The sequence below is a fragment of the Streptomyces sp. NPDC000594 genome, assembly GCF_040299965.1.
Classification (GTDB): Bacteria; Actinomycetota; Actinomycetes; order Streptomycetales; family Streptomycetaceae; genus Streptomyces.
In genome coordinates this window covers 15,232-35,642 of the sequence record NZ_JBEPCY010000021.1, presented here as the reverse complement: position 1 = coordinate 35,642, position 20,411 = coordinate 15,232, and the positions used below count along the sequence as shown (strand labels likewise).

General features: G+C 71.7%; 15 protein-coding genes. 10 read left to right on the top strand and 5 right to left on the bottom strand.

The window, feature by feature from the left end:
* Nucleotides 1-242: 242 nt before the first annotated feature.
* The 5 genes from ABT354_RS25375 (at nt 243) to ABT354_RS25355 (ending at nt 5,910) form a co-directional block, all read left to right on the top strand.
* Nucleotides 243-1,223: an endonuclease/exonuclease/phosphatase family protein gene (locus tag ABT354_RS25375; RefSeq protein WP_351497709.1), complete on the top strand. Its 981-nt coding sequence runs from the start codon at nt 243-245 to the stop codon at nt 1,221-1,223.
* Between the two features lie 56 nt (nt 1,224-1,279).
* Nucleotides 1,280-2,131, top strand: coding sequence for a response regulator transcription factor (locus ABT354_RS25370; RefSeq protein ID WP_351497707.1), 852 nt, complete (start codon nt 1,280-1,282; stop codon nt 2,129-2,131).
* Between the two features lie 5 nt (nt 2,132-2,136).
* Entirely contained in the window at nt 2,137-3,387 is a 1,251-nt protein-coding gene (locus ABT354_RS25365; RefSeq protein ID WP_351497705.1) for a sensor histidine kinase, read from the top strand.
* Nucleotides 3,388-3,580: 193 nt separating this feature from the next.
* Nucleotides 3,581-4,582, top strand: coding sequence for a D-alanyl-D-alanine carboxypeptidase family protein (locus ABT354_RS25360; RefSeq protein WP_351497703.1), 1,002 nt, complete (start codon nt 3,581-3,583; stop codon nt 4,580-4,582).
* Between the two features lie 257 nt (nt 4,583-4,839).
* Entirely contained in the window at nt 4,840-5,910 is a 1,071-nt protein-coding gene (locus tag ABT354_RS25355; RefSeq protein WP_351497701.1) for a PLL family lectin, read from the top strand.
* A gap of 240 nt (nt 5,911-6,150) precedes the next feature.
* On the opposite strand, the gene ABT354_RS25350 is transcribed toward ABT354_RS25355, so the two are convergent.
* Nucleotides 6,151-6,927: a GNAT family N-acetyltransferase gene (locus tag ABT354_RS25350; protein WP_351497698.1), complete on the bottom strand. Its 777-nt coding sequence runs from the start codon at nt 6,925-6,927 to the stop codon at nt 6,151-6,153.
* 285 nt (nt 6,928-7,212) lie between these two features.
* Between ABT354_RS25350 and ABT354_RS25345 the strand changes: the two genes are divergently transcribed.
* Nucleotides 7,213-8,178 (top strand): FUSC family protein, encoded by a 966-nt coding sequence (locus ABT354_RS25345; protein WP_351497696.1) that lies wholly within the window; start codon nt 7,213-7,215, stop codon nt 8,176-8,178.
* A 300-nt stretch (nt 8,179-8,478) separates the two neighbouring features.
* Here the strand turns inward: ABT354_RS25345 and ABT354_RS25340 are convergent, their stop codons facing one another.
* The gene (locus ABT354_RS25340) at nt 8,479-9,858 is read right to left on the bottom strand and encodes a chymotrypsin family serine protease (RefSeq protein WP_351497694.1); all 1,380 of its coding nucleotides are present in this window, start codon (nt 9,856-9,858) and stop codon (nt 8,479-8,481) included.
* A 597-nt stretch (nt 9,859-10,455) separates the two neighbouring features.
* On the opposite strand from ABT354_RS25340, the gene ABT354_RS25335 reads away from it, so the two are divergent.
* From ABT354_RS25335 to ABT354_RS25320, 4 genes are all read left to right on the top strand, one after another.
* Complete coding sequence (locus ABT354_RS25335) at nt 10,456-10,689, top strand: hypothetical protein (protein WP_351497692.1); 234 nt, start codon at nt 10,456-10,458, stop codon at nt 10,687-10,689.
* A gap of 761 nt (nt 10,690-11,450) precedes the next feature.
* Complete coding sequence (gene melC1 / locus ABT354_RS25330) at nt 11,451-11,876, top strand: apotyrosinase chaperone MelC1 (RefSeq protein WP_351497690.1); 426 nt, start codon at nt 11,451-11,453, stop codon at nt 11,874-11,876.
* Between the two features lie 16 nt (nt 11,877-11,892).
* Complete coding sequence (locus ABT354_RS25325; protein WP_351497688.1) at nt 11,893-12,717, top strand: tyrosinase family protein; 825 nt, start codon at nt 11,893-11,895, stop codon at nt 12,715-12,717.
* 374 nt (nt 12,718-13,091) lie between these two features.
* Nucleotides 13,092-15,209: a HelD family protein gene (locus tag ABT354_RS25320; RefSeq protein WP_502983495.1), complete on the top strand. Its 2,118-nt coding sequence runs from the start codon at nt 13,092-13,094 to the stop codon at nt 15,207-15,209.
* 176 nt (nt 15,210-15,385) lie between these two features.
* Here ABT354_RS25320 and rph read toward each other — a convergent pair whose 3' ends face one another.
* The 3 genes from rph to ABT354_RS25305 form a co-directional block, all read right to left on the bottom strand.
* Complete coding sequence (rph, locus tag ABT354_RS25315) at nt 15,386-18,040, bottom strand: rifamycin-inactivating phosphotransferase (RefSeq protein ID WP_351497684.1); 2,655 nt, start codon at nt 18,038-18,040, stop codon at nt 15,386-15,388.
* A gap of 404 nt (nt 18,041-18,444) precedes the next feature.
* On the bottom strand, nt 18,445-19,128 hold the full coding sequence (locus ABT354_RS25310; protein ID WP_351497682.1) for a response regulator: 684 nt from the start codon (nt 19,126-19,128) through the stop codon (nt 18,445-18,447).
* On the bottom strand, nt 19,125-20,333 hold the full coding sequence (locus tag ABT354_RS25305; protein ID WP_351497680.1) for a sensor histidine kinase: 1,209 nt from the start codon (nt 20,331-20,333) through the stop codon (nt 19,125-19,127). Before ABT354_RS25305 ends, ABT354_RS25310 begins: the two co-directional genes overlap by 4 nt.
* Nucleotides 20,334-20,411: the final 78 nt, after the last annotated feature.

Sequence of the window (20,411 nt, the reverse complement as noted above, 5' to 3'; positions counted from 1 at the left end):
AAGGTGAGGAGTCCACGGCGTCCGCGGACCTTCCCACTGTGGGCAGCGTGTGTAGCCGCCGCACACGGATACGACATCGGCCGCCCATCGGTTCTGTATCACCGGGGCAACCGCGCCATGGCGCGTTGATACAGAGCCGCGCGACCGCTGAAGCACGCCGTTGACCAGGCAGAAGTCCACCTCCCCGAGGCTGGCGGCGTACCCGGCACCCCGGGTGGAGAGAAGATGGGGAGACACCGTACGTGCCGAGCGCTCCGACAGTCCTTGAACCCGCCACCGACCCGACGCCGGAGCGGCCGGGTACCACCGCCCGCCCCCGGGGGTATGTGCTCGCCGCCGCCGGGCCGCTCTGGGCGGGGCTGATGGCACTGCACGGCTGGATCCCCAACGGGTTCGGCAATCTCGGCAGCCTCTTCCAGACGATGCTGCCCTGGACGGTTGTCGCCGTCCCCGTACTGCTCGCACTGGCCGCCGTGCGCCGCTCCCGCCTCGCGGCCGTCACCGCCCTGGCGCCCGTCGTGGTCTGGGCGGTGCTCTTCGGCGGCACCCTCACCGACAAGAGCGCGGGCGGCGGCGACCTGACCGTGGTGAGCCACAATGTCAACGAGGCCAACCCGGACCCGGCGGGCACCGCGCGCGCCCTGGCCGCCCTGGACGCGCACGTACTGGCGCTGGAGGAGCTGCCCACGGACTCCGTGGAGGTGTACGAACGCGTGCTGGCCGATACTTACCCGCACCATGCGGTACGCGGTGGAGTCGGTCTGTGGAGCCGCTATCCGCTCAAGGATGTCGCCGAGGTGCCGATCATGCCGTGGACCCGTGCGGTACGGGCCACGGCCGACACCCCGCGGGGACCCGTCGCGCTCTATGTCGCCCACCTCGCGTCGGTACGTGTCCATCCCGCCGCCGGGTTCACCACCGGGCGCCGCAACGACGCCGCCCGGGCCCTGGCCGCGGCGCTCCGCGCGGAGCCCCTGCCCCGGGTCGTGCTGATGGGCGACTTCAACGGCACCTCCCGGGACACGGCGCTCGCCCCCGTCTTCTCGGCGCTCCGCTCGGTCCAGGCGGAGGCCGGCGACGGATTCGGCTTCACCTGGCCCGCCGCCTTCCCCCTGGTCCGTATCGACGACATCCATGTGAAGGGGATCACCCCACGCTCGTCCCGGACCCTGCCCGCGACCGGCAGCGACCATCTGCCCGTCGCCGCCTCCCTGCGACTGTGACCCCCCTGCCCGGAGCCGGGGCGGGATCGGCGACCGATTACGATACGAGGGTCCGGATGAACGAAGGTGGCCAGGTGAGCGGTGTGTCGGAACCCCGGGTCCCGGACCCTCTCAAGGTGCTTCTCGTCGAGGACGACGACGCCATCCGGCGCTCCGTCCAGCTCGCCCTGGAGCGCTACGGGTACCGGGTCACGGTGGCCGCCGACGGACTCGGCGGTCTTGAGGCCTTCCGGGACGCCGACCACGATCTCCTGATCCTCGACGTCATGCTCCCCGAACTCGACGGGATCGGCCTGTGCTGCCGGATCCGCGAGCAGAGCCAGGTACCGGTGCTGATGATGTCGGCCCGCGGCGACGCCCTCGACGTGGTCGCCGGTCTGGAGGCGGGCGCCGACGACTATGTGGTGAAACCCGTCGACACCGCGGTCATGGTCGCCCGTATCCGCGCCCTGCTGCGCCGTGCCACCTTCCGCCCGTCCGGGTCGTCCGCCGCCACCACCGAACCCGCCCGGTTCCCGGGGCACGACACCGCACCCGCCCGCTCCTCGGGGCACGGCACCGTACCCGCCCGGCCCCCGGGGCACGGCGGCGCACCCGCCCGGCCCTCGGAGCAGGGCGGCGGGCCCCTGGTCTTCGGCGACCTCAGTGTCGACACCCGGGGAATGGAGGTCCGCCGGGCCGGCGAGATCATCCCCCTGACCCCCACCGAACTGCGCCTGCTGCTGGAGTTCGCCGCCACCCCCGGAGTGGTCCTCGACCGCCGCAAGCTGCTGCGCGAGGTCTGGGACTACGGCTGGGAGGGCGACACCCGTGTCGTGGACCTCTGTGTCCTGCGGCTGCGGAAGAAGATCGGCAGCGGCCGGATCGAGACCGTCCGCGGGTTCGGCTACAAACTCGTCCGCGGCTGATCACCGTGGACCTCTTCGATCCCCGCGCCCTGCGCTGGAAGATCGCCGCGCTGACCGCCCTCGCCTGCTGTGCCGTCGCGGCCGTGATCGCCTTCCTGGTCCGGGACGACAACCAGGACCGACTGCTCAGAGTGGGACGCGAGCGTGCCGTCACCGAGCTGGAGACAGTGGTGGAGCGGTACGCGCGGCTGGGGAAGCGGCCGGCGGACGCCGATCTCCGTACCCCGGACCAGACGCCCCCGCCGCTGATGCGCGATCTGGCCGAGAAGCGACGCGAGGGCGGGGACATCGGTACCTGGTACGAGGTCGACAAGCCCAATGTGCACTGGATGTGGGCGGCGACCACCCTCGACGACGGCAGGATCCTGATCGCCAGGACCGATATGTACCTTGAGGAACGCAGCCTCCAACTCCAGGACCGTTCCATCCTCACCTCCGTCCTCGTCGCCCTCGCCGTCGTCGTCCCGCTCGCCGCGCTGGCCATGGAACCGGTCGTCCGGCGTCTGGGCCATGGTGCCCGTACCGCCCGCGCGATTGCCGACGGCGATCTCGACGCCCGCATCGGCCGTCGCGGACGCGCCCACGACGAGGTCACGGAGATGTCGGCCGCCGTCGACGAGATGGCCGCGGCCCTCCAGCGCAGACTGGAGAACGAGCGGCGGTTCACCGCCGATGTCGCGCACGAACTGCGCACCCCGCTGATGGGCCTGGTCACCACCGCCGGACTGCTGCCCGACGACGATGAGGTGGCCGTCCTGCTCCGGGACCGGGTACGGGCGCTGAACGCCCTGGTCGAGGATCTGCTGGAGATCTCCCGCCTCGACGCGGGTATCGAACGGGCCGATTTCGACGCCGTGCCGCTCGGCGAGTTCGTCACCGATGTCGTACGCCGGCTGGAGGCGGGCCCCGGAGTCGCGGTCACGCTCCCGGCCGGGGACGACCTCCGGGTGGAGACCGATCCGCGCCGGGTGGAACGGATCGTGGTGAACCTCGTCGTCAACGCCCAGCGGCACGGCGCCGGGCCCGTCCGGATCACCGTCACCGGGAACCGGATCACGGTCCGCGACCACGGCCCCGGTTTCCCCGCCGCACTGCTCGACGAGGGCCCGCAGCGTTTCCGCACCGGCGTGAGCGAGCGGGGGCGCGGGCACGGGCTCGGACTGACCGTCGCCCAGGGGCAGGCCGGGGTCCTCGGCGCCCGTCTGACCTTCGCCAACGCCCCGGACGGCGGCGCCGTCGCCACCCTGGACCTCTGACCCGTTCCGCGCACGTCTGTACGTCTGTACGTCTGTACAGCCGTACAGACGTGCGGCCGTCGGCGCGAGGTGAAACGTAACGGCAACGCAGCTACGCGGCGGTGGAAACGGTGCCGCACCGGTGCCGAAGAATGCCTCCCCGAAGGTGGTTCCAGGTGCCTGACAGCACCCGGAATCACCGGAGGTGTCCCCTATGTTCGCCGTTCACCGCCCCACCCGACCGGGTCCCGGAGCCCGGCCCGCCGCGCTCCCCGGCCGCCGCCGTCTGCTCCTCGTCTCCCTGGCCGTCGGCGCGCTGCTCGCCGGGGCGTGCACCCGGCCCGCCGACGAAGGGCTGCCCGACCCGGGCGTCCCGGCCGTCGCCTCCGTCGCCAAGTCCATGGACCTGGCCTGGCCGGACGAGGGCCAGGCCAGTGTGGCCGTCGAGGGTATCGGCAGCCTCGGCACCAAGGGCAGGCAGACCCCTGTCCCGATCGCCAGCGTCACCAAGGTCATGACCGCCTATGTGATCCTGAAGGACCATCCGATGAAGGACGGCGGGAGCGGCGCGAGCATCGTCGCCGACCAGCAGGCGGCCGACGAGGCGTTCTCCTCCGTCGAATCGGCCGCACCCGTCCTGGCCGGACGCTCCTACACCCAGCGTGAACTGCTGGAGATCATGATGGTGTCCTCCGCCAACAATGTGGCCCGGCTGCTGGCCCGCTGGGACGCGGGCGGCCAGAAGGCGTTCGTCGCCAAGATGAACCGGACCGCCGCCGCACTCGGGATGGACCGCACCACCTACACCGGGGTGAGCGGCATCGAGTCCGACACCCGCAGCACCGCCGCCGACCAGATGAAACTGGCCCGCGCCGCCATGAAGGACCCGGCCTTCCGCGCGATCGTGGCCACACCCGCCGTGACGCCGCCCGGCGGTGTACGGCTCGCCAACACCAACAAGCTGCTGGGCCGGGACGGTGTCATCGGGCTGAAGACCGGCTCCTCCACCCCGGCGGGCGGCAACCTCGTCTGGGCCGCCACCCAGAAGATCGGCGGCACGCCCCGGCTCGTCCTCGGCGTCGTCCTGGGCCAGCGCGCGGGCAGTGTTCCCGTCGAGGGCAGCGCCGCCGCGCGCGATGCCAGCCGGGCCCTGATCACCTCGGTCCGCGAGGGCCTCCCGGCGGCGGTCACCCGGGCCGCCGGTCCGGGCGGCTGAGTCCGACCGGGCGCGACCGTACCGCCGCCGTAAGCCCTCGCGTGCGGTCCTGGGGCTTCCCGGTCCGTGGCCGGATCGCTCCCTCGACAAGGGGCCGCGCCCCGGTCACGCTCACCGGGCGGGTCCTTCGCGGTGCCTGCGGCCACCCCGCGTCACCCGACCACCCGTGCCATCCCCACCGGATGGATCCCCGACAGGGGCCCCGCCGTCAGCACCCCCGGCCGGGGTCCCGCAGACCGGAAAGCAGGGCAGTCACTTTGCGCCAACCGCACCGGATTCCGCGAAGACACGGCAGGCACGACAGGTACGACGGATATGGCAGACACGGCAGACACGGCAGACACGGCGGGGCCACCCGGCTCGCCGCCCTCACCACCGCCCTCGGGCTGCTGCTCCTCACCCCCCTCCTCGGCGGTACGGCCACCGCCGCCTCGGCGCCCGACGCCGCCCCGGCACCGCCCCTGACCCGGACCGACCCCGTCTCCGGCTCATCGGTCGCCATCGCCCGGGGCGCGGACGGACGGCTCCGTTTCTTCGGTATCAGCCGGACCGGATGGATCCAGACCGGGACCCAGAACTACCCCGGCGGCCCGCTGACCGACTGGACCTACTTCGACAAGCGGGTCCACAGCGTCTCCGCCGAGGCCAACGCCGACGGCAGGATCGAGGTACTGGGCGGGGGCATCACCGGCCAGGCCCAGCGCCGCTGGCAGACCGATCCCGGCGGGACCTGGTCGGGCTGGACCCAGTCGGAGGGCCAGGTCTCGTCCATGGCCGTCGCCCGCGCGGCCGACGGACGGCTCCACCACTTCGCCACCGGGATCGACGGCATCGGTGCGACGACCCGCTCGCAGACCACTCCCGGCGGCGAAACCTGGACCAGCTGGAAGCTGATCGGCGGGAACCTGACCCGGATCGCCGCCGAGAGCAACATGAACGGCCGGATCGAACTCTTCGGCCTGGACACCACCGGCGAGGTCTACCACCGCTGGCAGACCGGCGGGGGCGGCTGGTCCCCCTGGACTCCCCTGGGCGCGGCGCTGCTCTCGATCGCCGCCGCCCGCGACGGCGCGGGACGGCTCCATGTCTTCGGCACCAGCGGGACCAACGAGCTGTGGACCCGCTCGCAGACCACCCCCGGCGGCGGCTGGGGCACCTGGACACAGCTCGACGGCTCGCTGACCCAGATCGCCGCCGAGGCCAATACCGACGGCCGGATCGATCTGCTCGGCATCGACGCCACCGGCCGCGCCCACCACCGTACCCAGGGCTGGCCGGGCGGTGTCTGGACGCCCTGGGTACGGACGTACGGGGAGTTCCGCAGCTGATCGCTGATCCGAGGCCCGGCGTGACGTCGGTCTTCAGGACCCACCCTGTGGTCGTGAAGGCCGACGTTGTCGTACGGGGGCGGGGGCGGATGCCGAGGCGGCCGGGGAAGCCGGGACGGTCCCTGAAGACCTCCGTGGCGCGCCGGGAGGTACGCCCCGGAACGGCCCTCGGCGCTCGTCGCTCGTCGCTCGTCGCTCGTCTCGGGCGAGAGCGGGACGCGTTGAGCGGGAGGCCACCGACTACGGCTGGTACAGATACGGGGTCGTGGTGCTCAGCGCGGTGAAACCGAGCCGGCGCAGGATCGGGCGGCTCTGGTCCGAGGCGTCCACCTGTAGATAGCGGTAGCCGTGTTCAGCGGCGATCCTGGCGCGGTGCGCGACCAGCGCCCGGTAGATCCCCCGGCCGCGCCAGGCGGGTACGGTTCCGCCGCCCCAGAGGCTGGCGAACTCGGTACCCGGGTGCAGCTCCATCCGCGCCCCGCAGACCGGCAGGTCGCCGGCCATCGCGACGACCATGCCGACCGTCCCCGGGCTCTCGGCCAGCATGGCGAGGAGATCCGGCCGCAGCCAGTCCGCGGCCGTCCCGAACGCCCCCTCGTGCGCGGACAGCATGAGGTCCACGTCGGCCGGGGTGGTCACCGGGTGCAGCCGGACCCCCTCGGGCAGTCCGCCGCCCTCGGGCAGGTCGGCGATCCGGGCGATCATCAGGGCCTCGTCGGGCCCGGCCTCGAACCCGGCCGCCAGCAACAGCTCGCCGAGATCCTCCGGCTGGTCGTGCGCGTAGTGCTTCCACTCGAACCCACGGCCCAGCCCGGTGAAGTACCGCACCTGCTCGGCGATGGCCGGCCGCGCTGTGACCTGGTCCAGGCCGGACCAGACGACCGCGCTCCAGCCACCCTTGACGCCGACCTGCCGCACCACGTTCCCGACCCGCTCGACCCGGGCGCCGGACGCGTCGGCCAAGGCGTCCCGCCGCATCTGACGGTCGAAGAGGGCGAGTACCTCAGAAGTGTCCATCCGCGCATTCCAGCATGGGCGACAGGGCCCACCAAGCGGATATCCGCCCACCTGGACAGGGCGCCGGACCAGCGGCCCAGGCGCTGCCGTCGGCGCCCCGGTACGGGTGGACACGCCGCTGATGGCGCAACGTGGCCGGAGGCGCGGGGCGCTCGCGCCAGGCTGTCGGTCGTGGAGCAGAGCCGGGGTGAGGACGGGGCGGGCGAGCGGCGGGGACCGATGGGCGGCCGTGGCCGTTCGTTCACCTGCCGTCCCCGGTCGCGGAGGTGGACCCGGCTATGGGGTGTGGACTGGCGGGTACAGGCTCCGGCGGACTGGCCGGCGGGGATCGCCGCCGGGGCCGCGCTGGCCGTGCCTCTCCTGGTCGGCACGGCGACGGGGCATCCCGGGGCGGGTGCGGCGCTGACTCTTCCGGCACTGCTGGTGGTGATGCCCCTGCCGACGGAGGCCGGGCGGGGGGAACGGGTACGCTGGCTCGCCGCGCGCACGGCGGCGATCACTCTGGCCGGGCTGTACGTGTTCCTCGTCGGCGGGAGCGTCTGGGCACTCGTGCCCGCCATCGCGGTGGCCTCGGCGGCGGGCGCGGTCCTGCCCCGCGTCGGGAACACGGCGGGGCTGGCCATGGTGCTGGTCGGCATCACCGGCCCCGTCGAGGGATTCGGCATCCCGGCCCTGCCCCAGCTCGCCGGCAGCCTGTGGGGCGCCGTACTCCTCCTGCCCCGCCGAAACCCGAAGAACCCGCCCCCGTACCGCGATCCGGCCCGTACCCGACAGGACTGGCTCCACGCCGCCCGCCTCGCACTGCTCCTCGGGACAGCCTCGGCCCTCATGGCAGCCCTGCACCGGCTCACCGGCGAAGCCCACTGGCTCCTCACCGGGATCCTGCTCTCGCTGCGCCCGACCCCCGAAGCCACCCAGACGAAGGCACGCCAGCGGATCGTCGGGAACACCCTCGGCGGGATCGCCGCCGCCCTCGCCCTCCTCACCCACCCGGGCCCCTGGGCGGTCACCGGCGTCATCGCCGTCGCGGGCACACTCGCCTACGCCCTCAGACCCGCCAACTACCTCTACTGGTGCCTCGCCTTCCCCCTGCTCCTGCTCCTCCTCACCGACTTCGACCAACCCACCCCCTGGTACGCGGCGCTCGTCCGCGCGGGCCTCGTCCTGGCCGGAGCCCTCATCTCCATCGCCGCCTCCCGCCACCTCTGGCCACCCGACCGTCTCCCCGAACCACGGCAACGGCACCCATGAACCGGCGCCCCCCTCGTCGAGGGGCCACACCTTCGGCACCAGGATCGTCTGGAGGCGGCGATCCTGGGGAATGTCCGGGAACATGTGACACCCCGCCGGAATCTGGACAGCCGAACTCCGACCCCACGCCACGCCCCGGTAGCAATGTGCCGGGTGGAAACGCGACTCCGGGCCGGGCCGGCGGACGAGCACAACCCTGCGGAGGCGTCACTGGCCGCCCCGGCTCCCGGGGCGGCCAGTGGCCTGGTACTCCGCGTAAGGAAGGCCTGCTCGATCCGGCCGGGCGGGCGATGAGCGCTCCTACTGGACGATCAGCTGGAGGCCCCAATCCTGGAGGAAGCCCTCAAGGGGTGCGTACCAGCCGACACTGGCACACTTGCGGTTGCTGTACCCGTTGCACGTTGCGCCGTATTTCTTGTCCGAAGCGGAGATGATGCCGTTGGCGTGCACAGACCTGCTGTCGAGGTACCCGACGATCGGTCCGCCGCTGTCGCCCGAGCCCCAGATCGCCAAGCCGTGGTCTTCCGCGACCTTGACGCCGTTGTAGACGATCGCAGGGCCGTCGACCGGGATGATCTGGTCGGTCGCCACGATCCTGATGCCGCAGAGGGAGCCGGAGATCGCGCCCGACGAGCAGACGTACTGCCCCACGTGGTTGTTGCCGAGGTCGGCGACCGCCTTTCTCGACTGGCCGGAGGGCTGCCCCCGCCAGGGCCCCAACCAGATGCTGGGCTGGAAGAAGTTGTTGGCACCGGCCTGTGCCGCGTTCATGATACTGATGTCCCGGTTGTAATGGTGTGTATGCATCCGGCCGAAGGGTCGGCTGGTGGGGTACTCCGGGCTGTGGGCCGGGCCGTTCGGGGTGCCGCAGTGCGCGGCACTGGACATACGCTGCGTTCCCGGCGATGCGGTGTACTGCACGGCGAACCCGGTGGTGCAGAAGTGCGTCCCGGCGCTGTCCTTGTAGACCCAGGCCGCGCCTCCGTACGCCTGCTGGCCGTTCCTGCCGACGGCGAAGGCCTCCATGCGCTTGTCGGCGAGGAGGGCCTTGGCGAGGGGGGCCTTGCCCACGGCGGATTCCGGCGAAGAGGCTTCCACCTTGACGACGGCGATTCCGCCGGTGATGTCGGCGACCCCACGGGCGACGGCTGCCGGGGCCTTCCGCGCGAGGGTGTTCTTGCCGCGCTCCGGGGCCATGCCGATGAGCAGCCCCTTGCCGTCGGGGCTGGGCCCGATGCCGGTCAGCCTGCCGGGGAGTTCGGACTGCTGCTTGAAGACCCGGTCGCGGGCGGTCATGAGCTGGTGGCGGGTGTACGGCGCGGGGGCGACCTTCACCGTCACCCGCCGGTCGCTCCTCATGGCCTGGCGTACGGGGGCGGGAACCGTGCCCTTCCAGTACAGGGTGATGGCGGACTTCTTCGGGGCGGTGATCAGGCCGCCGTACCCGCCGCCCTGTCGCGGAAGCTTCCCCGCCGCCGCGACCAGCGCGTCGGCGACCTCTCCGACCCGCTTGTGCTTCGCCCAGAACGCGGCCCCGGGATCGCCGATCACGCCCTTGGCGCCGGACCGGGCCTCGGACCCGCCCTGCGGCGCCGGGGCCGAGACGGCCGGTGACGGCGCCAGAAGGATGCCCGCGCACACGGCGGCCATCAGCCCGGTCACACCTGTTCTCGCTCTCATGGTTCTTCCTCGTCTTCAACAGGGGTAAGGCGCCCCGCCGGCAACGCCAGGAGCGCTGCTGACCCCGTGATCTTTTCGGGAAACCTCGGCCCGGCTCCGAGGTGAGTGCCCTTCCAGGGCTCCCACCGCAGAGGGCCCGCCGAGGACCGGACGCTCATTCCAGCACCGGGCCATGGCCGTCACCAGGCACAACAACCGGTACAAGTAGGGGGCGCCACTTGTGCCGGACGGGAACCCCCGGAACCCAGGGAGCACGGCCACCCCCGGCTCCGACAAACCGGGGAGCGGGCGCCGCCTACCGGCTCGCGGTGATCGCGTACGAGCACGGGCACCATCGCGGCGAGGCGTACTACCCCTGCACCCACACGTCGGGACCCCGCCTCGACCGTGACCGGGCGACGGCCGGGGCGGCGGGGTGGGGACCACCACCCGGCGGGCGACGGGGTCACATACACGCATCCGTCCAGCCCAGGGGTGCCGGATGACGGTGTGTCACCCGGATGGGGTGCGCCCTCCGTGTTTCCCCCGCGGCGACCGGGCCGTGGCGGGACGATGGCCGGGCCCCGGCCACCCGGCCGGGCGGAGAGGAGACTTCCCATGCCGACGACAGAGCCCACGGCGGTTCTGGTGGTGACGCGATGGGGCGCCGGATGCGGGACCTGTGAGAAGCGCTCCGGCCTGGACGCGTCCAACTGCCCGCACTGCGGCGCGGCGTTCACCGGGATCGCCTCCCACCAGCACGCGATCGGACCGGACGGCCTCGCCCGGCTCCGCCCGGACCTGACACCCCAGCCGGAGACCTGGATCCCCACCACCGGCCCGGTCGCCTAGCCGCCCTCCCGGCCGCGAGGAACCGCCTCCCCAGGCGCCGGCGGTGGCGCCCCGACCCGCCACCGCCGGTCCCCGGACGGCCCGGGGCGAACTGCCGTTCATGGGACTGTCCGTCAGCACGCCGTACGGGATGGTGTGGCGCTGCGACCCGAGTCCGCACCGCGGGCAGCAGCTGTCCGCCGTGGCGCGGCCACGGGGCTGGACCCAGCCTGCGCGAGGACCACGGCACCTGGCGGCCCGTCTCGCAGGGCTTCGCCGCGGAGTGCCCGAACCTCCCCTGACGACGGGGACCGCCGGGCGCCTTCCGGCAGGTTCGGACCACTGGACGCACACCGGACCGTTACGGGAGGGCACGCGCGGACCGTCACGAGAGAGGGCCCACGGTGACGGTGATCGAGCCAGGCACGGTGTACCGCCGGGAGGCCATAAGGTCCGACCTTTGGGGTGTTACGGAGAAAAGGTTGCCTCTCTTTTCGGCCATTCTCGATCCGGGCCCCGGGGCCCCATGGCGGGGTTGCCACCCGAAGGATCTTCACAAAAGCGGCACATTCGACGTGGATTCTCTGCCAGTCGCACCCAGCAGACCCTGAGACCAGGGGGGCCGATGTCGCTCACAAGGTTGTGGCCTGCGGATTTATGTCCGTATGACAGCCAACCGATCATGACCCACTTATGTGGCCCTCACTCCACGTGTTGGCATGGGCGCGGCGACCCATGACGTCCTGGGGTCGCTTCATCCATGTATTTGGGGGTCTTCCCGCATGTCTGGATTTACTCGCCGTCAGATGGTCGGGGCAGCCGCCGCGGCGGCTGCGGGCACGGTGGTCGCCGGTGTCGCCACCGCCGCCGCCGACAGTTCGCCGGCCAAGCCCGCGCCCTCCACCGCCCCGGGCGGACCCGCCGCGTTCGACGAGGTCTTCAAGGGCCGGCACATCCAGGGCGAGCCCGTCGCCGGAGGCCATGCCCACGGCCACGCGCACGGCGGCCGAGCGGGCCGCGCCCACCACCAGAACGCCTACCGCGTTCTGATCGACGGCCGCGAACTGCACGTCATGCACCACGGCAAGGCCGGCTGGAGCAGCACGGTCAACCACTACGAGCGATTCGCGACCCCGCTCGACGCCGCCCGTACCGCGGTCCTCACCATCAAGGGCGCCGCGATCGTCCCCTTCGACCCCACCGCCTGAGCAGGGAGCACCCATCATGACCGTACGCAAGAACCAGGCGAACCTCACGGCCGCCGAGAAGAAGGCGTTCGTGGACGCCGTGCTGGAGCTGAAGCGAAGAGGTGTCTACGACGAGTTCGTCGCCGCGCACCGTCTCCGGTTCGCCCTGGACATGAACACCGGGATCTACGTGGGCCACTTCGGCCCGTCCTTCCTGCCCTGGCACCGCAAGTACCTCATCGACTTCGAGCGGGAACTCCAGAAGGTCAACGCCTCGGTGTCGATCCCCTACTGGGACTGGACCGTCGACAACACCGTCGCCTCCTCCCTCTGGGCACCGGACTTCCTCGGCGGTACCGGCCGCCCGCTGGACGACCAGGTGATGGACGGCGCCTTCGCCTACTCGGGCGGCCAGTGGACGATCACGATCCAGGCCGACACCCGCCCCTTCCTCGCCCGTAACCTCGGCTACCGCGTCCCCACCCTGCCCACCCGGGCCCAGGTCGACTCCGCGCTCGCCATGCCCACCTATGATTCCGCCCCCTTCAGGGACGGCTCCACGGGCTTCCGCTCCGCACTGGAGGGCTCGGCGGGGTACATGAGCATGCACAACCGGGTCCACACCTGGGTCTGGGGCCAGATGGAGTCGAGTGTCTCCCCGAACGACCCGGTCTTCTGGCTGCACCACGCCTTTGTCGACAAGCTCTGGGCCGACTGGCACGCCCTCCACCCCAGCAGCGCCGAGTACCTCCCGGCCGGTGCCACAGCGGATGTGATCGACCTGAACGACCCGATGCCGCCGTGGACCAACACGACCCCGCAGAGCGTGCTGGACCACACCCAGTTCTACATATACGCCTGACGGCCGTCCCCCCGTCCGGCTGACGGGGGCGCGCCCCGCCTCGATCCGGCCCCGCCGGCCCGCGCACATCCGTTCCGCCGGACGGGTGAGCCGGGCCGCGCGGGGCCGGCCCGTGCGGGGCGCCGGGCCGCGCGCCCCTGGCGGTGAGCCCGATGGCCCCGGTCGCCTCACCGGATCCCGGATCTCCCCCTCTTCCCGAGCGCGGCAGGAATTCGCCGGCACCCGAGGGCGGGCACAGCCATAAGGCAGACGGATATCGGGAACGCAAGGCGCGATATACGGAATGGCTGAGGCCATGGCTTACCAAGCAAGTCAAGACTTATCTTGAGGGAACCTTGACCGTATGGTGTGGCTCGAATCGAAGGAGCCCCCTGTTGTCGCACCTGAATGACCCCGCTGCACGTACGGTTGCATCGGAGCGGGATTATGTGTCCTCCTTATACGCGTTGCTCACCGAGCGGCTTTCCGAGGCACGGGTAAACCGAGCGAGTGTGCTGAAAGCCCCGGCGGACAGCCCCGGTGAGGCATACGAGAGAGAAAGCGCCGCCGAGCGTCTGGCCAAGGAAATCAGCCGACTGGAGAGCGCCGAAAAGGGGCTGGTCTTCGGGCGCATCGACCGGACGGACGGCACGGCCCTGCGCATCGGCCGGATCGGACTGCATACGGAGGAGGACGACCTGCCCCTGCTCGTGGACTGGCGCGCCAACGCGGCACGGCCCTTCTACGAGGCGACCCCGGTCCACCCGATGGACCTGCGCCGGCGCCGGCACCTGCGCCTCAAGGAACGCACGGTCGTGTCGGTGAGCGACGAACTGCTGGACGGGACCGCCCCGACCGACGAGGACGTCGTGGGGGACGGCCCGTTGACCGAGGCTCTGTCGGCACGGCGTACGGGCAGGATGCACGCGGCCGTCGCGACCTTGCAGACCGAGCAGGACGAGATCGTCCGCTCCGCCCACCGCGGGGTGACCGTGGTGCAGGGCGGGCCCGGTACCGGCAAGACGGTGGTCGCCCTGCACCGGGCGGCCTATGTCCTGTACGCGTTCCCGCGCGCCGCGGAGGAGGGCGTCCTGGTGGTGGGCCCGAACGCCCGGTTCCTCGACTACATCTCCCAGGTCCTTCCCTCGCTCGGGGAGAACGACGTCGTTCTGGCGACCTGCCGGGAACTGGCCGGAGCGTCCACGAACACGGCTGACACGGCTGACACGGCGGACGCGGCGAACTCGGTGGACCTGTTCGATACGGCGCGTCTCAAGGGCGGCTCCGACCTCGCCGACGCCCTGGCCGGCCTGCTCCGCGCCCACCAGGCCCCCGCCGGTGACTTCACCGTACGGGTCGGACAGGAAGCGGTTCAGCTGTCCGGCGAGGAAGTCGTCACGGCACGTGACGCCGCCGTGGCAGCCGCACCGGGGCACAACCCCGCACGCCAGGTGTTCAGGGAACTCCTGGTCGACGCCGTCACCGACGCGATGCGACGGGACATGGGCGACCTCCTGGAACGGATCGACGCCGATGCCGAACGGATGACGGGCATCGACCTCGACCGGTTCACGGGAGCCGCCCGGCGCCGTGCCGAAGGCGCGGCCGACCCGGTCCCGGTCCATGAACTGGACCTGGACGCCGTCCGAGCCGACCTCCTCGACGACGCCGGCGTCGACCGAGCGGTCGAGGCGCTGTGGCCGCGGCTGGCACCCGGTGACCTCGTGAAGGCGCTCCTGACGAACGCCGACGCCCTCACCGAGCATCTGCCCCGCCTGACCACGCGGGACCGGTCCCTTCTGCTGCGCGGTCCGGACGACCCGTGGACCGATGCCGATATGGCGTTGCTGGACGAGGCCGCGAGCCTGGTCGACGGCCCCCCTGAGCGGACGTACGGGCATGTCGTCGTCGACGAGGCGCAGGAACTGACCGCCATGCAGTGGCGGATGATCGTCCGCCGCTGCCCGGCAAGGGCGATGACGCTGGTGGGCGACTTCGCCCAGGCGGGCCCGGTCGCGACAGCACGCGACTGGAAGGAAGCACTGAGCCCCCACGTCGGACCGCGGTTCAGGCTGCACCATCTGACCGTCAGCTACCGCACCACGCGGGAGATCCTGGAGAGCGTCCGGGACCTGCTCGCGCGGATCGCTCCGGACCAGAGGCCCACCCGGTCCCTGCGCAGCGGTGAGATCCCCCGCACCGTGACCACGCCGCCGGACGGGTTGGTCACCGCCGTCGTCGAGGAACTCCGCGCCCAGAGCGCCGCGTACCCGGGCGAGCTGCTGGGAGTGATCTGCGCGGACACCAGGGTGAGCGAGCTGACGACCCAGGGCATCGCTCATTACGCACGCGTCGTGCCGGCGTCCGAGGCACGCGGCCTGGAATTCGACGCGGTCGTCGTCCTGAATCCCGAGGAAATCATCATGGCCCGCCCCGGCGGCGAAAGGGACTTGTACGTGGCCCTGACCCGGGCCACCAAGCGCCTCCGTATCATCACGGTCCGGCCCACCTGACAAATCCGCCCGCCGCACCGCTCGTGGCCGCACCGGGCATGACGCAATCTGGTCCGAGCGGACGACATGCGGATCCCTTTCGCGCGACAGCGGGAGCCCGGCGCCCGGACGGCCCATGGATTCTCCGGCGGGGCGGCGCGGGCCGGGGGAGTTCAGACAACCTCCGCGACTGACGGTCAGGACAGGAACTCGATATAGCCGTCGGTTCCGTGCACGCGGATCCGCTGCCCGTCCCGGATCAGCCGGGTGGCACCGTCCACACCCACCACGGCCGGCAGACCGTACTCCCGGGCGATCACCGCGCCATGGGTCATCAGACCGCCCACCTCCGTCACCAGACCCGCGATCCCGACGAACAGCGGCGACCAGCTGGGGTCGGTGAAGGTCGTGACCAGGATGTCGCCCGCTTCGAGATCGGCCTCCGCGATGTCGAGGACGACCCGCGCCCTTCCCTCGACGGTCCCGGCGGAGACCGGCAGACCGATCAGGGCACCGGCCGGCCCACCCGCGCGCCGGTACGCCCCGGTGACGGCCTCGCCGTCCGAGGTGAGCACCCGGGGCGGGGTGAGCGCGGCGTACGACCGGAACTCCTCCTTGCGCTGCCGGATCAGCCCGTCGTCCACCCGCTGCGAGCGCACGACCTCGTGGAATTCCTGGAAGGTGAGGAAGAAGACGTCCTCCCGCCCGGTCAGCACGCCGGCCCGCACCAGGCGCCCGGCCTCCGCCAGCAGCGCCCGCCGGTATACGAGGTAGCGGCTGACGATGTCGTACTTCGGGTACTCCCGGTAGCCGATGAAGGTCCTCACCCGGTCGATCATCCGCTTGGTCTCGTCGGCCTTCCGCTCCCCGTCCGGCAGGGCCCGCAGACGTGACAGCACGTCGAGTTCCTTCTCCAGCGCCTTCCGCCGCCCCTGCTCGAAGCGCCGGCCGGCGGCGCCCGGCCCGAAGTTCCTGACGTTGTCGAGGATCGCCGGTACGAGTGCGGCGGGCCGCTCGCACCAGCGCGGCCGGGTGATGTCGATCTCGCCGACACAGCGCATGCCGTACCGGTCGAGGTAGCCCGCCAGGGCCTCGCGCGCCTCGGCCCCACCCGGCAGCTTCACCAACCCACCCAGCCCGTCCGGGAGGTCCCCGTCCCCGACGCCCCGCAGGAACTCCACCACCTCCGGGTACGGGCGGATCACGTCCGCGACGTCGAGCAGCTCCAGACCCATCTCGGAGGTGATGTTGCCGGGGGCGGACAGGGTGAGCGTGTCAGCCGCGTTCCTGTCGCCCAGCCATTCCTCCAACCGCTCGTTGAGCCACCAGGTGGCTTCCATCCCCGCCGTGATCACCTGAAGGCTCAGCGGATCGGTGAGCACCCGTTTGTGCTCCTCGAAGGCCTCCAGCAGGAAGTCGAAGAGCGCCGGTCCGGTCTTCGACCGGATATCGCGCTCCAGGGCCGCGACGGAGGCCCGGCTGCGCTCGACCAGCCCGGTGACGACGGCCGGGTCCGTCCCGACCACGGCCTGCGGCCCGCTTGTGCCGGAACCCGGGCCGGAATCAGGTTCCGAACCCGAATCCAAATCCGGGTCCGAATCCGGTTCCGGAATCAGGGGGATGAAGTCGTCGCGGTCCAGGACGGTCTCCAGCGCGTCCCTCACCAGCGGGTCACCCCTGCCGATGAGGTCCAGGAGGCCCGCCCGACCCGCGGGCGAGGTCAGACGCCCGGTGGCGTCGACGAACAGCCGCCCGCCGGCCTCCCGCATCGGTGCCATGGCCGTCAACCGCCACAGGGACAGGCCCAGGGGCTTCATGGGGTCGGTCATCATCTGCTGATGGCCGACCGAGACATAGACACGGTTCTCCCGGTCCCCGGCCTCGGCGACGGGAACGGGGAACAGGGTGGTGATCGGCCGACTCTGAACGATCCGGAAACCGTCCTCGACCAGGCACCATTCGATGTCCTGCGGGCGGCCGAAGTGCGCCTCGATCCGCCGCCCGAGCCGGACGAGCCGTACGACCTGCGCATCGGTCAGGGTCGGCCGCCGCTGCTGCCGCGGGGCGACCGCCACGTCCCGGGTGCCACCGGCCGGCAGGGCGTGGACGGCCCGTCGCTTGGCGGCGATGGTCCTGGTGACGATCTCGCCGTCCCGCACCGCGAAGACATCCGGGTTCACCAGACCGGAGACCAGCGCTTCGCCGAGGCCGAAGCCCGCGTCCACGGTGGCGACCTTCCGGTTGCCCGTGACGGGGTCGGCCGTGAACAGGACCCCGGACGCGTCCGGGAACACCATCCGCTGCACGACCACGGCCATCCGGACCGTACGGTGGTCGATGCCGTTCCGCCGCCGGTAGACCACGGCCCGTTCGGTGAACAGCGAGGCCCAGCAACGGCTGATGTGCCGGAGCACCGAGGCCGGCCCCACCACATTCAGATACGTGTCCTGCTGCCCGGCGAACGAGGCCGTCGGCAGATCCTCCGCCGTCGCGCTGGACCGTACGGCATAGGCGGCGGCCCGGTCGCCGTGCCGGGCGAGCGCGCCGGTGACCGCCTCCGCGAGATCGTCCGGGACGGCGGTCCCCTCGATGGCCCGGCGGACCTCGGCGCTGAGCGTGCGGATCGCCACCCGGTCGTCCGGGTCCACCCGCGACAACCGGTCCAGCCGGCCGCCGATCGACGGGACATCCGCCATCACCCGCCGGAAGGCATCCGTCGTCACGCAGAAACCGTCCGGCACACGGATGCCGTCGATCCGCGACACCCCGCCCAGCTGCGCGCCCTTGCCGCCGACGACCGCTGTCCGCGTCTCGTCGACCTCGTGAAGATCCAGCACGTACGTCTCAACCATCGCGACCGGCGCCTCCCACTCCGTCGAACCACCTGCTGGTGGCGTCGGTCGACGATCATCCGCCAGGACCGGGCCCTTGTGGCAAGCCCCCCAGTGCGCTATAAGTTGAGAGTGGCAAGGAGAGTCTCTCCTTGCCTTTGTCTTTTGGTTCGCGGCTGGACGGCCGAGCGGGTGACCTCCGGCCGCAGCCGCCCGAGCCGGTCCGGCCGAGACGCCGTGGAACATCCGGCCGACGGTGTCCCGGCGATGGACCGCTCCGGGATCGCCGCCGCGTTGGCCGGGGCCCGAGTGTTCGACCGGCTCGGTGAACAGCATTTCGGCGATCTCCGGTCCCGGCGCCGGTCCCATGAGCCGGAAGGCTTCTTCGGCCCCCGCGCCCAGGGCGTGGTACACGGCCCTGACCCTCATCCCGGCCGGAGCCCCTGCCCCCGCGTCGTCGGCGTCACCAGCCCCACCTCGTAGGCCAGGATGACCAACTGCACCCGGTCCCGCGCGTCCAGCTTGGTCAGCAGCCTGCCCATATGGGCCTTGGCCGTGGCCACGCTGATGTGCAGCCGCGCGGCGATCTCCGCGTTGGACAGCCCGCGGGCGACCAGGGTGAGCACCTCCCGTTCGCGTACGGTGATGCCCTCCACCGGCCCCAGGGACCGCGCTACGGCATCGGGGCGGGCCGCGAACTCCGCGATCACGCGCCGTGTCACGCCCGGCGCCAGCAGGGCGTCACCCGCGGCAACGACCTCGATCGCGGTGAGGATCTGGTCCATGTCCATGTCCTTGACGAGAAAGCCGCTCGCCCCCGCGCGCAGCGCGCCGTAGACATACTCGTCGTCGTCGAACGTCGTGAGGATGAGCACCTTCGGCGGTGTGCCGGAACCCGCGACGATCCGCCGGGTGGCCTCGATGCCGTTCATACCGGGCATCCGGATGTCCATCACCACCACATCCGGCGCCAGCCGGCCCGCGAGCCGCACCGCCTCCTCCCCGTTCGCCGCCTCGCCCGCCACCTCCAGCCCGGGGCGGTCGGCGATCAGCACCCGCAGCCCGTGCCGGACGAGCGGCTGGTCATCGGTGAGGAGCACCCGGATCATGCGATGACCGCCACCGGCAGCGGCAGCCGTACCGCGACACGGAAGCCACCCTCGGGGCGCGGTCCGGCCGTGAACTCGCCGTGCAGGAGCGCCGCCCGTTCCCGCATGCCCGTCAGCCCGTAGCCGGCCGCACCGGGCAGACCGGACAGGCCCCGGCCCTCGTCGGTGATCTCGATGAACAGATCGCCCTCCCGGCGGTCGAGGGTCACCCGGCAGGCGTCGGTGTCCGCGTGGCGGACCACGTTGGTGATCGCTTCCTGGATGATGCGGTACGCGGACAGCTCGATCTCCGCCGCCAGCGCCCGCCGCTCCCGGCGCCACTCGATGTCCACCCGTACCCCCGCCTCCTGGGCCCGCTCCACCAGCCCGTCGAGTTCGGCGAGCCCCGGCGCCGGGCCGAGCGGTGCGCCGTCCCCGGGAGCCGTCTGCCGCAATGTGCCGAGCATCCGGCGCAGGCCGGCCAGGGTGTCGCGGCTGATGTCCTCGATGGCGGCGAGGGAGTCACGGGCCTCCGACGGCTGAGTGCCGATGACACGCCGGCCCACCCCGGCCTGGATGGCGATGACCGCGATGCTGTGCGCCACCATGTCATGCAGCTCCCGGGCGATCCGCAGCCGCTCCGCGACAACGGCCTGCTCAGCGGCTCTGGCCCGCAGATCGGCTCGGTGCTGCCGGCGTTCGTGGACCGCGTGGCCGACCGTCCAGGCGGTGACCATCATCAGAGTCAGGAAGACGAGGACGGTGAGGTACGAGGAGAGGCCCTCCCGGTAGTAGCCGGCGGCCCCGATCTGCACGCCGAGCGCCACCAGCGCGGCGGCGACGGCGGTCCGCCTCGACCGGGTGGCGGCGATCCATCCGACCGTGAGATCGGTGAGGACTGTCTGCACAGACGCGATCTGCCACGCCTGCGTCGGGACGGATGGCACGATGCCCATCACCTGCTGGCCCGCGGCCATGGCCGAATCCGCCCGGACGGTCACCGCGAAGGAGACGGTGAGCAGCAGCGCCAGGGCGGCCAGCGGCCGACGCAGCACCAGGGGCAGCAGGAGAAGGGCGAGCGGTACGGCCGGCAGCAGGCGCATACCGGACAGTTCGCGGCCGGTGTTCACCACCACGACGTGGAGCAGGACGGCGTAGGCGATGCCTGAGCACCAGGCCGGCACCTCGGCAAGGAGCGACCGTGGAGCATCCAGCGGGGCTTTCATGCACCGATGATAGGCAAGCCGCCCGTACCCCGGCATTGGCCCACGGGCCTACTCCCAGGGGCTACTGGCCGCGTCCCG